The 14,557-nt window shown below is 43.1% G+C and carries 14 protein-coding genes and 1 other annotated feature; all 14 genes read left to right on the plus strand.

The window, feature by feature from the left end; genetic code table 11:
• The first annotated feature begins 81 nt into the window (after positions 1-81).
• The 14 genes from sigH to rpsG all read left to right on the plus strand — a co-directional run bounded on the left by sigH (position 82) and on the right by rpsG (position 14,522).
• Complete coding sequence (gene sigH, locus CZ434_RS15240; RefSeq protein ID WP_179107370.1) at positions 82-729, plus strand: RNA polymerase sporulation sigma factor SigH; 648 nt, start codon at positions 82-84, stop codon at positions 727-729.
• 73 nt (positions 730-802) lie between these two features.
• Positions 803-952, plus strand: a complete 150-nt coding sequence (rpmG, locus tag CZ434_RS15245; RefSeq protein ID WP_077623949.1) for a 50S ribosomal protein L33 — start codon at positions 803-805, stop codon at positions 950-952.
• A gap of 43 nt (positions 953-995) precedes the next feature.
• A complete protein-coding gene (gene secE, locus CZ434_RS15250) occupies positions 996-1,169 on the plus strand; it encodes a preprotein translocase subunit SecE (protein WP_077623950.1) in 174 nt (57 codons plus the stop codon).
• 140 nt (positions 1,170-1,309) lie between these two features.
• A complete protein-coding gene (gene nusG, locus CZ434_RS15255; protein WP_077623951.1) occupies positions 1,310-1,843 on the plus strand; it encodes a transcription termination/antitermination protein NusG in 534 nt (177 codons plus the stop codon).
• A gap of 164 nt (positions 1,844-2,007) precedes the next feature.
• Positions 2,008-2,433, plus strand: coding sequence for a 50S ribosomal protein L11 (rplK, locus tag CZ434_RS15260; protein ID WP_143262135.1), 426 nt, complete (start codon positions 2,008-2,010; stop codon positions 2,431-2,433).
• Between the two features lie 160 nt (positions 2,434-2,593).
• Entirely contained in the window at positions 2,594-3,292 is a 699-nt protein-coding gene (gene rplA, locus CZ434_RS15265; RefSeq protein WP_077623952.1) for a 50S ribosomal protein L1, read from the plus strand.
• A 65-nt stretch (positions 3,293-3,357) separates the two neighbouring features.
• Positions 3,358-3,503: a sequence feature (ribosomal protein L10 leader region), on the plus strand.
• Positions 3,504-3,557: 54 nt separating this feature from the next.
• Positions 3,558-4,058, plus strand: a complete 501-nt coding sequence (gene rplJ, locus CZ434_RS15270; protein ID WP_077623953.1) for a 50S ribosomal protein L10 — start codon at positions 3,558-3,560, stop codon at positions 4,056-4,058.
• 99 nt (positions 4,059-4,157) lie between these two features.
• Positions 4,158-4,520 carry a 50S ribosomal protein L7/L12 gene (gene rplL, locus CZ434_RS15275; RefSeq protein WP_077623954.1) on the plus strand — a complete coding sequence of 121 codons (363 nt, stop codon included), beginning with the start codon at positions 4,158-4,160 and terminating at the stop codon, positions 4,518-4,520.
• Between the two features lie 183 nt (positions 4,521-4,703).
• Positions 4,704-5,306: a class I SAM-dependent methyltransferase gene (locus CZ434_RS15280; RefSeq protein WP_077623955.1), complete on the plus strand. Its 603-nt coding sequence runs from the start codon at positions 4,704-4,706 to the stop codon at positions 5,304-5,306.
• Positions 5,307-5,816: 510 nt separating this feature from the next.
• Entirely contained in the window at positions 5,817-9,353 is a 3,537-nt protein-coding gene (gene rpoB, locus CZ434_RS15285; protein WP_077623956.1) for a DNA-directed RNA polymerase subunit beta, read from the plus strand.
• A 75-nt stretch (positions 9,354-9,428) separates the two neighbouring features.
• Positions 9,429-13,043: a DNA-directed RNA polymerase subunit beta' gene (gene rpoC / locus CZ434_RS15290; RefSeq protein WP_077623957.1), complete on the plus strand. Its 3,615-nt coding sequence runs from the start codon at positions 9,429-9,431 to the stop codon at positions 13,041-13,043.
• 198 nt (positions 13,044-13,241) lie between these two features.
• A complete protein-coding gene (locus tag CZ434_RS15295) occupies positions 13,242-13,493 on the plus strand; it encodes a 50S ribosomal protein L7ae-like protein (protein WP_077623958.1) in 252 nt (83 codons plus the stop codon).
• A 100-nt stretch (positions 13,494-13,593) separates the two neighbouring features.
• Positions 13,594-14,007: a 30S ribosomal protein S12 gene (gene rpsL / locus CZ434_RS15300; protein WP_026569040.1), complete on the plus strand. Its 414-nt coding sequence runs from the start codon at positions 13,594-13,596 to the stop codon at positions 14,005-14,007.
• Positions 14,008-14,051: 44 nt separating this feature from the next.
• Complete coding sequence (gene rpsG / locus CZ434_RS15305) at positions 14,052-14,522, plus strand: 30S ribosomal protein S7 (RefSeq protein ID WP_077623959.1); 471 nt, start codon at positions 14,052-14,054, stop codon at positions 14,520-14,522.
• Positions 14,523-14,557 lie beyond the last annotated feature (35 nt).

Genomic DNA, 14,557 nt, shown 5'->3' on the forward strand with positions numbered 1-14,557 from the left:
TGACTATATTAAAACGCTTACTGTATAATATTTCTATATATTCAACGGCATAAGAGTCGGGGGGAATCCTGGGTGACCACCATGCAAAAGGAGACAAACAATCAGGAAATAGATTTTGAAATTCTTGAGGATGATGAAATTCTGGAGCTGGTCCAAAAAGGTCAAAGCTATGCATTGGACCATCTAATTCACAAGTACAAGAATTTTGTCCGGGCTAAAGCAAGGACCTATTTCTTAATTGGCGCTGATCGAGAGGACATTGTACAAGAGGGCATGATTGGTTTATACAAAGCAATCCGGGATTATAAGGGCGATAAATTATCATCATTTAAAGCGTTTGCTGAATTGTGTGTTACAAGGCAGATTATTACTGCCATTAAAACAGCGACAAGGCAAAAGCACATCCCGTTAAATTCATACGTTTCACTGGACAAGCCGATATATGATGAGGAATCCGACCGCACGCTGCTTGATGTAATAGCCGGGTCTAAGGCTGTTGATCCTCAGGAACTTCTCCTCAACAGGGAAAAGTTCGGGGACATGGAATGCAAAATGTCAGAATTGTTGAGCGACTTGGAAAGACAGGTTCTCAGCCTTTATCTGGATGGACGTACCTATCAGGAGATTTCCGAAGAATTGCAGAGGCATGTGAAATCAATCGACAATGCGCTGCAGAGGGTGAAACGGAAGCTGGAACGTTACTTGGAAATCAGTGAAATCACGCTTTAACGCACGTTGACATGCCTGTGCAACCGTGCTACATTAGTGGAAGTGAATAAAACCCTGATTTGGGGTGAAAAAGTTGAGAAATAAAGTAGTGTTGGCATGTGTCACATGTTTAAGTAGAAATTATAGTACAGATAAAAATAAATCAAACCAATCCGGGCGATTGGAAGTACGTAAATACTGCAAGAGATGTGGAGCTCATACCCTGCATCGAGAGACTAAATGAGAGAGAAGCCGTCAAGTGGGCTAAGTTTGGGGGTAGTACAAGCGTGATTACATTTTTCAAAAATGTTTCAAGGGAAATGAAAAAAGTCAGCTGGCCTAAAGGACAGGAATTGACTCGCTATACGATTACAGTAGTGAGCACAGTTGCATTTGTTACTATATTTTTTGCGTTAGTCGATCTTGGAATCACTCAAATTCTTAATATATTCTTTGAATAATAATACCTAGTTTATGCTATAATAAAAATAAATATGATTTTTTTGCCTGTAAAAACCCGTTTTGGCGGGTTTTTTAATATTCCAAAAAAATTGGAGAAGATTTGACAAGGGAGGGAAGGGCAAAGAGTTGTCCTGTGAACATGGAAAAAAATTGGTATGTTGTCCACACCTATTCCGGTTACGAAAATAAGGTGAAAACAAATTTGGAGAAACGGTTAGAGTCGATGGGGATGGAAGATAAGATCTTCAGAGTGCTTGTCCCGGAAGACGAAGAAACAGAAATAAAGAACGGAAAGAAGAAAGTCGCTAAGAAAAAGGTGTTTCCTGGTTATGTATTGGCGGAAATGGTTATGACTGATGATTCCTGGTATGTAGTCCGTAACACGCCGGGTGTCACTGGGTTTGTTGGCTCTGCTGGTTCAGGATCAAAACCAACCCCTCTCTTGCCGGAAGAAGCGGAATTCATCTTGAAGCGGATGGGTATGCAGGAACAAGTTACAGAAATTGATTTTGAAGTGAATGAGAGTGTCCGGGTGACAGATGGACCGTTCACCAATTTCACCGGATCAATCGAATCCATCGATCTCGACAAACAAAAGGTGAAAGTACACGTGAACATGTTCGGGAGAGAAACACCGGTCGAGTTGGAATTCTCTCAAATCGAAAAGCTTTAATCCCGGTCAAGGGAGAAATACAAAGCATTTTGAACAAGCCCTTGCAATTTATCTGTAAAGATGCTAGAATTTTTATGTTCTTTATGCGTGATGTATAAAGTTATATATGGAGTGGGAGGGGAAAACCCTATTACCACATCACGGACTTTAAGGAGGTGTGTCTCGTGGCTAAAAAAGTAATTAAAGTAGTTAAACTTCAAATCCCTGCAGGGAAAGCAAACCCGGCACCGCCAGTTGGACCAGCATTGGGTCAAGCAGGTGTTAATATCATGGGATTCTGTAAGGAATTTAATGCCCGTACTCAAGATCAAGCTGGTATGATTATTCCGGTAGAAATCACGGTTTTTGAAGACCGTTCATTTACATTTATTACAAAAACTCCGCCTGCTGCAGTTCTACTTAAGAAAGCAGCTGGAATCGAATCCGGATCAGGCGAACCAAACCGTAATAAAGTTGCGACTGTTAAGCGTGACAAGGTAAAAGAAATTGCGGAAACAAAAATGCCTGATTTGAACGCTGCTGATGTTGACGCGGCTATGCGTATGGTCGAAGGAACTGCGCGTAGTATGGGTATTGTTATCGAAGACTAATCCCACAGCGGCACTCTAACTAGAGGGAAGGTTGCGATGTTGGCGGTATAGCCTTTTCGCAACCTTTATTATTGCAGGCTGGCTGTGCGGGCGCATGCCCGCTCCGCTTTTTCAAGTGGGAGGTATAACCGTTAAAACCACAATCAAGGAGGAAATAGAAATGGCAAAAAAGACTAAAAAGCAACAAGAAGCAGTTAAACTTGTTGATCGTACTAAAGCTTACGATGTAAAAGAAGCAGTTGAATTAGTAAAACAAACTGCAAAAGCAAACTTCGACGAAACTGTAGAAGCTGCATTCCGTTTAGGAGTAGATCCTAAGAAAGCTGACCAGCAAATCCGCGGAGCAATGGTATTGCCTCACGGAACTGGTAAAACACAACGTGTGTTGGTTTTCGCTAAAGGCGACAAAGCAAAAGAAGCAGAAAATGCTGGAGCAGACTTTGTTGGAGAACAAGACCTTATTTCTAAAATCAATCAAGGATGGTTCGACTTTGATGTTGTTGTAGCCACTCCTGACATGATGGCGGAAGTTGGTAAACTTGGTCGTGTGTTGGGACCGAAAGGCCTAATGCCAAACCCTAAGACTGGAACAGTGACTTTCGAAGTGGAAAAAGCAATTCAAGAAATCAAAGCTGGTAAAGTGGAATATCGTGTAGATAAATCTTCTAACGTCCATGTACCGATTGGTAAAGTTTCTTTCGATGACACTAAACTTGTCGAAAACTTTGAAGCTATTACTGACGCTTTGGTAAAAGCTAAGCCACAAGCTTCTAAAGGCATCTACATGCGTAATGCTTCTATCGCTTCCACTATGGGCCCTGGTGTTAAAGTGGATGTTTCAGAACTTGCGCGTCGCTAATAAATAAGCTATTGACTTTCAGTTAACATTCCTATATAATAGTCAATGTTGCAAAAAGTTAATTTTAAATTATATACGTTATACCGTAGACAGCAGGTGCATGAATGCTTAATTTCCTGCCGAGGTGTGTGAATAGAAAAGATAATCCCGTATGATTATCTATGTCGAAAACAAAACCTCCATGTCTGCATGGAGGTTTTTTCTTGTCACTTAGAAGACAATGACATCTAAACGGTATGATGATAAGTCAATAGGAGGTGGAACAATGTCCAAAACAATCGAGCTCAAAAAACAAGTCGTTACAGAAATCGCCGACAAGTTCCGCGAAAGTAAATCTACGATCCTTGTGGATTACCGCGGCCTTGACGTAGCTGAAGTAACAGAACTTCGTACGCAGCTTCGCGAAGCTGGTGTGGATTTCAAAGTTTATAAAAACACAATGACTCGCCGTGCGGTAGAAGAAGCTGATTTTACTGCCCTTAACGATACATTGGTAGGTCCGACTGCAATCGCGTTTAGTGCCGATGATGTAGTAGCTCCTGCTAAAATCCTTAACAACTTCGCTAAAGATCACGAAGCTCTTGAAATCAAAGGCGGAGTCATTGAAGGCAATGTAGCTTCTCTTGAACAAATCAAGGAACTTGCGGACCTTCCGAACTACGAAGGAATGCTATCTATGTTGCTTAGCGTACTTCAAGCTCCTGTACGTAACTTTGCATACGCTACTAAAGCAATTGCAGAGCAAAAAGAAGAGCAAGGCGCTTAATCGACATCCATCACACAACTTGTGTTGAAGGGATAGGAAAAAGAGCCACAACGACAGTTTATTATAAATAATATGAAAAATTCCAAGGAGGAACTAAACATGTCTAAAGAGCAAATCATTGAGCAAATCAAAGAAATGACCGTTCTAGAATTGAACGACCTTGTAAAAGCAATCGAAGAAGAATTCGGAGTAACTGCTGCTGCACCAGTTGCCGCTGCAGGAGCTGCAGGTGGAGAAGCTGCTGAAGAGCAAACTGAATTTGATGTAGTACTAGAAAGTGCTGGATCTTCTAAAATCAAAGTTGTTAAAGCAGTTCGTGAAATCACAGGTCTTGGCCTTAAAGATGCAAAAGATCTTGTAGATAACGCTCCTGGAGCAATCAAAGAAGGCGTTTCTAAAGAAGAAGCTGAAGAAATGAAATCTAAGCTTGAAGAAGCAGGCGCTTCTGTAGAATTGAAGTAGTATTGAATGGATCCAATAAGCCCGCCTCATAGGCGGGCTTTTCCTTTCGACTTAAGGGGAAAAACATTCAAACCCTCCTGAAGAACGGATGGAGTCAGGTTTAGTATGTGACATAAAATGTTAATGGTCGTCCATATTAGAAATAATATGTGCAGGAAATTATGATAAAAGTGGGTGTTTAACATGTCAGACCATTATTATTCAAATCAGCCACAGTCCCAAAGCAATCCCGTTACATGGGAGTATGAATTGAAAGGGAATCATTTTTCATTTACCACTGATCATGGTGTGTTCTCGAGAAATGAAGTGGATTTTGGCTCGCGAACGCTGATTGAAGCTTTTGTGGATCCGGGAACTGAAGGGAAATTGCTTGACTTAGGGTGCGGCTATGGCCCTGTTGGCTTGTCACTTGCTAAAGCTTATCCTCATCGTCAAGTTGTATTGAGCGATGTGAACGAACGGGCGTTAGGTTTGGCTGAGTTAAATGCAGAACAAAACCAAATCACGAACGTTGAGTTTAAAATAAGCGACCGGCTGGAATCCCTCCAAAATGAAAAATTCTCAGCAATACTAACAAATCCCCCTATTCGTGCCGGCAAAAAAGTAGTCCACCAGATGTTTGAGCAAAGTTATGAAGCATTGAGCTCCGAGGGTGAGTTATGGGTGGTAATACAGAAAAAACAAGGAGCCCCTTCAGCTCAGAAAAAGATGGAAGAGTTGTTTGGAAACTGTGAAACAGTCTTGAAGAACAAAGGCTATTACATCTTTCGTTCTGTAAAAGGGTAGGGGAAAGTCCCGTTTCCTATTAATTGCCATTTGTTGAATCCTTGTTGTTGACTCGGTGTTTTTGGTGTGATAATATTAAAAAATGCCAATAGGCAGTTGCCTTTGTCAAGGGTTAATTTTATTATTTTATGTATAATCCTTGTCATAAAGGCAAGAATGGTAAAATCGGTCTAATTATCCGGTTTGCTGTTTAAAAAAATTTAAATTTTTTTAAATGAAGGCTGCTGTTGTGGCAGTCATACAAATCTATCCCTGAAAAAATTCATTCTAACGTTAGAGGGCTAGAAGAGGTGAAAAAACATTTGCAAATTTGCAAGTGTCTAAATATAAACTTGTGATAGAAGATTACTGATTCACAAGTTTGTTCGGTATGTTTGCCGGACAGTTTTTGCGCTTATAGAACCGCATCTTTGGTTAAGGTGTGGCTCGGTGTACTTTTAGAGGAATTCTGGGATTGTATTAAGATATTAAACCCGGTATTTCTAATTCTTGATTTGAGGGGTGAATCAGTTGACAGGTCAACTAGTTCAGTATGGACGACACCGCCAACGTAGAAGTTATGCACGCATTAGTGAAGTACTCGAATTGCCAAATCTAATCGAGATACAAACCGCTTCCTATGATTGGTTTCTAGAAGAAGGTTTGCGGGAAATGTTCCAGGATATTTCTCCAATTGAGGACTTTACAGGTAATTTATCATTGGAATTCGTAGATTATAGTCTAGGAGAGCCAAAATACCCTGTTGATGAGTCGAAAGAAAGAGATGTAACGTACAACGCTCCTCTTCGTGTCAAAGTTCGTTTGTTGAATAATGAAACTGGCGAAGTGAAAGAGCAGGAAGTGTTCATGGGAGACTTCCCGCTAATGACCGATACCGGGACATTTGTCATCAACGGTGCAGAGCGTGTCATTGTTTCTCAGCTGGTTCGTTCACCTAGTGTTTACTACAGCGAAAAGCATGACAAAAATGGTAAAAAAGGCTTTACAGCCACTGTAATACCAAACCGTGGAGCTTGGTTGGAATTTGAAACAGATGCTAAAGATGTTGTTCATGTTCGGATCGACCGTACAAGAAAGCTGCCTATCACGGTTCTTTTGCGTGCGCTTGGGTTCGGAACTGATCAAGAAATCATCGATTTGCTTGGCGAAAACGAATACTTAAAGAATACATTGGAAAAAGACAATACGGAAAACAGCGAAAAAGCATTGCTCGAAATTTATGAGCGTCTACGACCTGGTGAACCGCCTACTGTAGAGAATGCTAAAAGCTTGTTGATTTCCCGTTTCTTTGATCCAAAACGATATGATCTGGCTCATGTGGGCCGTTATAAAATGAACAAGAAACTTCATATAAAGAATCGCCTGTTCAATCAAGTGCTGGCAGAGACACTTGTAGATCAAGAAACTGGAGAAGTCTTGGCGGAGAAAGGTGACAAAATCGACCGTCGTCTTCTTGATAAGCTTCTTCCGTACTTAGACGGACAGGAAGAAAACCTTGGTGATGATTTCTTTGAGCCTCATGAAGGAGTATTGGAAGACCCTATCAAGCTTCAAACAATCAAGATTGTCGATCCAACTGATCCTGAAGGTGAAAGAACATTGAACGTGATTGGTAACGGAAGTGTCGATGACAGTGTGAAAAACATTGCACCTGCTGACATCTTGTCCGCTATCAGTTATTTCTTTAACCTCCTTCACCAAGTCGGGGGAACAGATGATATCGACCATTTGGGTAACCGCCGTCTCCGTTCAGTCGGGGAATTGCTTCAAAACCAATTCCGGATCGGGCTGTCCCGGATGGAACGTGTGGTACGTGAACGGATGTCTATCCAGGATACGTCATCCATCACCCCGCAGCAATTGATCAATATCAGGCCGGTCATTGCTTCTATAAAAGAGTTCTTCGGAAGCTCTCAGTTGTCTCAGTTCATGGACCAGACCAACCCGTTGGCTGAGTTAACTCATAAACGTCGTCTTTCTGCTCTCGGACCAGGTGGTCTGACTAGAGAACGTGCAGGTTTTGAAGTACGTGACGTTCACTACTCGCATTATGGCCGTATGTGTCCAATCGAGACACCGGAGGGTCCGAATATCGGGTTGATCAACTCCTTATCTTCCTATGCGAAGGTGAATAAGTTCGGATTCATCGAAACACCATACCGTCGTGTGGATCACGAAACCGGAAGAGTAACGGAACACATTGATTACTTGACTGCGGATGAAGAAGACAACTATGTTGTAGCACAGGCGAATGCCAGGCTGAACGAAGACTGGTCCTTCACTGATGAAGAAGTAATTGCCCGTTTCCGTGGGGAAAACACCATCGTAGCCAGAGATCGCATTGACTACATGGACGTATCTCCTAAACAGGTAGTTTCTGCGGCGACTGCATGTATTCCATTCTTGGAGAACGATGACTCCAACCGTGCGTTGATGGGTGCGAACATGCAGAGGCAGGCAGTGCCATTGTTGCAGCCGGAAGCTCCTGTAGTGGGTACTGGTATGGAATATGTGAATGGTAAAGATTCCGGTGCTGCGGTTATTTGTAAATACGAAGGTATCGTAGAAAGAGTCGAAGCGAAACAAATATTTGTCCGCCGCATCTCTGAAGTGGACGGAAGAGAAGTTGAAGGCGACTTAGACAGATATAAGCTGCAAAAATTTATCCGTTCCAACCAAGGAACTTGTTATAACCAACGTCCGATTGTCAGTGTTGGCAACCGGGTCGTGAAAGGCGAAGTATTAGCTGATGGTCCTTCCATGGAAGATGGGGAACTTGCTCTTGGCCGAAACGTGTTAGTCGGCTTTATGACATGGGAAGGTTATAACTATGAGGATGCCATCATCATGAGTGAACGATTGGTTAAAGATGATGTATATACTTCTGTTCATATTGAAGAATATGAAGCCGAAGCTCGTGATACGAAGCTCGGACCTGAAGAAATCACCAGAGACATTCCGAACGTAGGGGAAGATGCCCTTCGTGATCTGGATGAGCGCGGCATAATCCGTGTCGGTGCAGAAGTGGGCGACGGAGATTTGCTTGTCGGTAAAGTTACGCCAAAAGGTGTTACGGAATTATCCGCAGAAGAACGTTTGCTTCACGCCATCTTCGGCGAAAAGGCTCGTGAAGTCAGAGACACTTCACTTAGGGTGCCTCATGGTGCCGGTGGAATAGTATTGGATGTTAAAATCTTCAATCGGGAAGATGGAGATGAACTACCACCAGGTGTAAACCAGCTTGTCCGTGTATATATCGTTCAGAAGCGTAAGATTTCTGAAGGAGATAAAATGGCCGGACGTCATGGTAACAAAGGTGTAATTTCCAAGATCCTTCCAGAAGAAGATATGCCGTATCTTCCAGATGGAACACCGATTGATATCATGTTGAACCCATTGGGTGTACCTTCCCGTATGAACATCGGACAGGTATTGGAACTTCATTTGGGCATGGCTGCAAGACAACTGGGCTTGCATGTAGCAACACCAGTATTTGACGGTGCCAGAGAAGAAGATGTTTGGGAAACTCTTGAAGAAGCTGGAATGCCAAGAGATGCAAAAACAGTGCTCTATGACGGAAGAACCGGGGAGCCGTTCGACAACCGAGTATCGGTAGGTGTCATGTATATGATCAAACTTGCCCATATGGTTGACGATAAACTTCACGCCCGTTCAACTGGACCATATTCCCTTGTAACGCAGCAGCCTCTGGGTGGTAAAGCTCAGTTCGGTGGACAGCGTTTTGGTGAGATGGAAGTTTGGGCATTGGAGGCTTATGGTGCAGCTTACACCCTTCAAGAAATTTTAACCGTCAAATCGGATGATGTTGTCGGTCGTGTGAAAACGTACGAAGCTATCGTTAAAGGTGACAATGTGCCTGAACCAGGCATTCCTGAATCCTTTAAAGTGTTAATTAAAGAATTGCAAAGTCTTGGTATGGATGTAAAGATGCTTTCGGCAGATGAACAAGAGATAGAACTTCGGGATATTGAAGAAGATGAAACACAATCAGCAGATAATTTAAACATAGAAGTAGAGGAGAGCTAAAGCTCTCCCTCTGATTCTATCCACTAAGTTCTATGCTTAGGGTAAAACCTGGATACTAAAAGGGAGGTAGGCCCCTTGCTAGATGTTAACAACTTTGAGTTTATGAAAATCGGTTTAGCTTCGCCTGATAAAATTCGTTCATGGTCTTTTGGTGAGGTTAAGAAACCAGAAACTATTAACTATCGTACATTGAAACCAGAGAAAGACGGCTTGTTTTGTGAAAGAATCTTCGGTCCGCAGAAAGACTGGGAATGTCACTGTGGTAAATACAAACGTGTCCGCTATAAAGGCGTAGTTTGTGACCGTTGTGGTGTAGAAGTAACTAAAGCGAAAGTCCGTCGTGAGCGTATGGGGCATATTGAATTGGCTGCTCCTGTTTCTCACATCTGGTATTTCAAAGGCATTCCGAGCCGGATGGGACTTGTTTTAGACATGTCTCCAAGAGCTTTGGAAGAAGTCATTTATTTTGCTGCATATATCGTCACAGATGCAGGGGACACAGCTCTTGAGAAGAAACAGCTGCTATCCGAAAAGGAATACCGTGCATACCGTGATAAATACGGGCAGACATTCCAAGCCCAAATGGGTGCAGAAGCTATCAGAAAGTTACTGCAAGACATCGACCTTGATAAAGAAGTCGATCAATTGAAAGAAGAACTAAAAACGGCTCAAGGTCAAAGAAGGACACGTGCAATCAAACGATTGGAAGTACTGGAAGCATTCCGTAATTCCGGAAACGAACCATCGTGGATGATTCTGGATGTTCTTCCGATTATCCCGCCGGAACTTCGTCCAATGGTTCAATTGGATGGCGGACGTTTTGCTACTTCCGATTTGAATGATCTTTACCGTCGTGTAATCAACCGGAACAACCGTTTGAAGCGCCTGCTCGACTTAGGTGCTCCAAGCATTATCGTTCAAAACGAAAAACGGATGCTTCAAGAAGCGGTCGATGCGCTTATCGATAACGGCCGTCGTGGCAGACCGGTTACAGGACCGGGTAACCGTCCGCTCAAGTCCTTGTCACACATGCTGAAAGGTAAGCAAGGACGTTTCCGTCAAAACTTGCTTGGTAAACGTGTTGACTATTCCGGCCGTTCGGTTATCGTTGTAGGACCTCATTTAAAGATGTACCAGTGTGGTCTTCCAAAAGAAATGGCAGTAGAATTGTTCAAGCCATTCATCATGAAAGAGCTTGTGGAAAAGGGCTTGGCGCATAACATTAAGTCCGCTAAGCGGAAAATCGAACGACTGCACCCTGAAGTGTGGGATGTACTGGAAGAAGTGATCAAAGAACATCCAGTTCTGCTTAACCGTGCTCCTACATTGCACCGTCTTGGTATTCAGGCATTTGAGCCGACACTTGTTGAAGGACGTGCGATCAGACTCCATCCACTTGTGTGTACAGCATATAACGCTGACTTCGATGGTGACCAGATGGCTGTTCACGTTCCATTGTCAGCAGAAGCTCAAGCGGAAGCTAGAATTTTAATGTTAGCCGCTCAAAACATCTTGAACCCTAAAGATGGTAAACCAGTAGTTACACCATCACAGGACATGGTTCTTGGTAACTATTACGTAACAATGGAAAGAGAAGATGCCGTAGGTGAAGGCATGGTCTTTAAAGACCTGAGTGAAGCACTCATCGCTTACCAAAACGGTTATGTCCACCTTCATACAAGAGTAGCGGTAGCAGCCTCTTCTCTTGGCAAGGAAGATTTCACGGAAGAGCAGACAAACCAGTTGTTGATTACAACAGTTGGTAAATTGATCTTCAACGATATGCTTCCAACCTCATTCCCGTACTTGAATGAGCCTACACAGGAAAATCTGGAAATCCGCACACCTGAGAAATATTTCGTCGAAAAGGGTGCGAATGTAAAAGAAATCATTTCCGAGCGTGAAATCATCCCACCGTTCAAAAAAGGGATTTTGGGAGATATCATTGCAGAAGTATTCAAACGTTTCAAAATCAGTGAAACTTCTAAAATGCTTGACCGCATGAAGGATCTCGGTTTCAGTTATTCTACAAAAGCCGGTATAACCGTCGGTGTTTCTGATATCGTAGTATTGGCTGAAAAAGAAGAGATTCTGGAGGAAGCGCAAGGTAGAGTAGATAAAGTATTGAAACAGTTCCGCCGAGGTCTGATTACAGAAGAAGAAAGATATGACCGAGTTATTTCTATCTGGTCTCAGGCGAAAGACAACATTCAAGATAAATTGATGAAAACATTGAACCCGCGTAACCCGATCTTCATGATGAGTGACTCCGGAGCCCGTGGTAATGCATCTAACTTCACTCAGCTTGCTGGTATGCGTGGACTGATGGCCAACCCGGCTGGTCGTATTATCGAGTTGCCGATCAAATCAAGTTTCCGCGAAGGATTAACAGTACTTGAATACTTTATTTCTACCCACGGTGCACGTAAAGGTCTTGCCGATACAGCCTTGAAGACTGCCGACTCAGGTTATCTGACTCGACGCCTGGTCGATGTTGCGCAAGATGTCATTATCCGTGAAGAGGATTGCGGTACAGATAAAGGATTGACTGTTCAATCCATTACCGAGGGTACAGAAATGATCGAGCCGTTAATTGACCGCTTGATCGGAAGGACATCCTTCCAAGCAGTACGTCATCCGGAAACAGGTGAAGTACTTGTGGACAGAAATGAAGTGATTTCAGAGGACGTTGCCAAGCAGATTGTGGATGCCGGAGTGGAAAAAGTGAATATCCGTTCTGTCTTCACTTGTAACACGAAGCACGGTGCTTGTAAAAAATGTTACGGCAGAAACCTTGCAACAGGTGATGAAGTCGAAGTCGGCGAAGCAGTCGGAATCATTGCAGCCCAGTCAATCGGTGAACCAGGTACACAGCTTACAATGCGTACCTTCCATACAGGCGGGGTAGCAGGTGACGATATTACGCAAGGTCTACCGCGTATCCAAGAGTTGTTTGAAGCAAGAAATCCAAAAGGGCAAGCGGTTATTAGTGAGATAAAAGGTACGGTTCAAGACATCAATGAAGTGAAGGACAAACAAGAAATTGTTGTTCAGGGAGAGGTCGAGAGCAGATCTTACACCGCCCCATATGGAGCCCGTTTGAAAGTGACTATTGGCGATGAGGTAATTGCCGGACAAGAGTTGACAGAGGGTTCTGTCGATCCGAAAGAATTATTGAAAGTCCAAGGAATCGACGGTGTACAAGAATACTTGCTGAAAGAAGTACAAAAAGTTTACCGTATGCAGGGTGTTGAAATCGGTGATAAACACGTTGAAGTTATGGTGCGCCAAATGCTCCGTAAAGTCCGCGTAGCCGATGCTGGAGATACCGAAGTGCTGCCTGGATCCCTGCTTGAAATCCATCAGTTCAGGGAAGCCAACAGGCAGGTGCTCGTCGAAGGCAACCAACCTGCTGTCGGAAGACCAGTCATATTGGGTATTACAAAAGCATCTCTTGAAACAGATTCCTTCTTATCTGCAGCATCCTTCCAGGAGACCACTCGTGTCTTGACTGATGCAGCAATCAAAGGTAAGAGAGACGAACTTCTTGGCTTGAAAGAAAATGTCATCATCGGTAAGCTTGTCCCAGCAGGAACAGGCATGCAGAAATACCGTAAGATAGAGGCAGATTTGGAAGAGACTGAAGAAGACGTCATTGAGATGCAGGAAACAGAAGAAATTACTCAATAACTAAGCTTAATTACTTTGTCCAAACAAGGTATAATTTTGGAAGCACTTTGGGGAGGAACGGCCTTTTGCCGGATAATGGAAAAGGCCGCCCCTAAATTTCAGGTAAAAATCCTTTGATAATACGTTGACATTGATTACTGGGGATGATACTATATTTTAGGTGCTTCCGTTTATCCTTGTTGCTTTGGAGGATAGATAATGTCTTATGAAAAAGTAGCACAGGTTAAAACTGGTTTAATTATTGGAACGAAGCAGACATTAAAAGCCATGAAAAATGGCGAAGTTAGTGAAGTTGTCGTGGCTGATGATGCTGATCAGCAGATAACGAACAAAGTGTCGCGTCTTGCAAAAGAATTAGACATCCCATGCAGCAGAGTGGATTCTATGAAGAAGCTCGGAGATGTATGTGGTATAGATGTAGGTACGGCGACAGTGGCGATAAAGCAATAAAGTTTTGGCGGGAATTATACGCGAAGGCTTTGTTTTTTGCCTTGTTATGAACCACCTGGATATGTGGTATTACAAAAAAGTCAGGAAGGAGGAAAAAAACATGCCAACTATTAACCAACTAGTACGTAAAGGACGTGTGAGCAAAGGTAAAAAATCCGACTCACCGGCACTTAACAAAGGTTACAACAGTTTCAAGAAAACTTTGACTGACCAATCTTCTCCTCAAAAACGTGGAGTGTGTACACGTGTTGGTACTTTGACTCCGAAGAAACCAAACTCTGCACTTCGTAAATATGCTCGTGTGCGTTTGACTAACGGAATCGAAGTAACAGCTTATATCCCTGGAATCGGCCACAACCTTCAAGAGCACAGTGTTGTTCTTATCCGTGGAGGTCGTGTAAAAGACTTGCCGGGTGTGCGTTATCACATTGTTCGTGGAGCGCTTGATACTGCAGGTGTTGAAGGTCGTGCTCAAGGCCGTTCTAAATACGGTACAAAAAGACCTAAGAAATAAACGGATTGATATAAAATATCAAAGCATAGAAAGGAGGATCTCAAATGCCACGTAAAGGACCAGTAGCTAAGCGTGATGTATTACCAGATCCGCTGCACAACTCCAAGCTTGTAACACGTTTAATCAACCAAATCATGGTTGACGGACAACGTGGAAAAGCGCAAAAAATTCTTTATAGAGCATTCGAACTTGTTCAAGAACGCAGTGGCCAAGATGCTATGGAAGTTTTCGAACAAGCAATGAAGAATGTAATGCCTGTACTTGAAGTTCGCGCCCGTCGTGTTGGTGGATCTAACTACCAAGTACCGGTAGAAGTTCGCCCTGAACGCCGCCAGGCACTAGGCTTGCGCTACATTGTTAACTATTCCCGTACTCGCGGTGAAAAAACAATGGAAGAGCGTCTAGCGAACGAAATTCTTGATGCTTCCAACAACACTGGTGCATCAGTGAAGAAAAGAGAAGACATGCACAAAATGGCAGAAGCCAACAAAGCATTTGCTCACTACCGCTGGTAAGATCCTTGTTGAGGCATCTTAACTTAAGAAAAATC

Origin of the sequence: Sediminibacillus massiliensis (assembly GCF_900156915.1) — a bacterium.
GTDB lineage: Bacteria > Bacillota > Bacilli > Bacillales > Amphibacillaceae > Sediminibacillus_A > Sediminibacillus_A massiliensis.

What these genes read in the sequence shown, in the direction of transcription:
- sigH (WP_179107370.1), top strand. Translation starts at nt 82, where the DNA reads ATGCAAAAGGAGACAAACAATCAGGAAATAGATTTTGAAATTCTTGAG.
- nusG (WP_077623951.1), top strand. Translation starts at nt 1,310, where the DNA reads ATGGAAAAAAATTGGTATGTTGTCCACACCTATTCCGGTTACGAAAAT.
- rplA (WP_077623952.1), top strand. Translation starts at nt 2,594, where the DNA reads ATGGCAAAAAAGACTAAAAAGCAACAAGAAGCAGTTAAACTTGTTGAT.
- rplJ (WP_077623953.1), top strand. Translation starts at nt 3,558, where the DNA reads ATGTCCAAAACAATCGAGCTCAAAAAACAAGTCGTTACAGAAATCGCC.
- rplL (WP_077623954.1), top strand. Translation starts at nt 4,158, where the DNA reads ATGTCTAAAGAGCAAATCATTGAGCAAATCAAAGAAATGACCGTTCTA.
- CZ434_RS15280 (WP_077623955.1), top strand. Translation starts at nt 4,704, where the DNA reads ATGTCAGACCATTATTATTCAAATCAGCCACAGTCCCAAAGCAATCCC.
- CZ434_RS15295 (WP_077623958.1), top strand. Translation starts at nt 13,242, where the DNA reads ATGTCTTATGAAAAAGTAGCACAGGTTAAAACTGGTTTAATTATTGGA.
- rpsL (WP_026569040.1), top strand. Translation starts at nt 13,594, where the DNA reads ATGCCAACTATTAACCAACTAGTACGTAAAGGACGTGTGAGCAAAGGT.
- rpsG (WP_077623959.1), top strand. Translation starts at nt 14,052, where the DNA reads ATGCCACGTAAAGGACCAGTAGCTAAGCGTGATGTATTACCAGATCCG.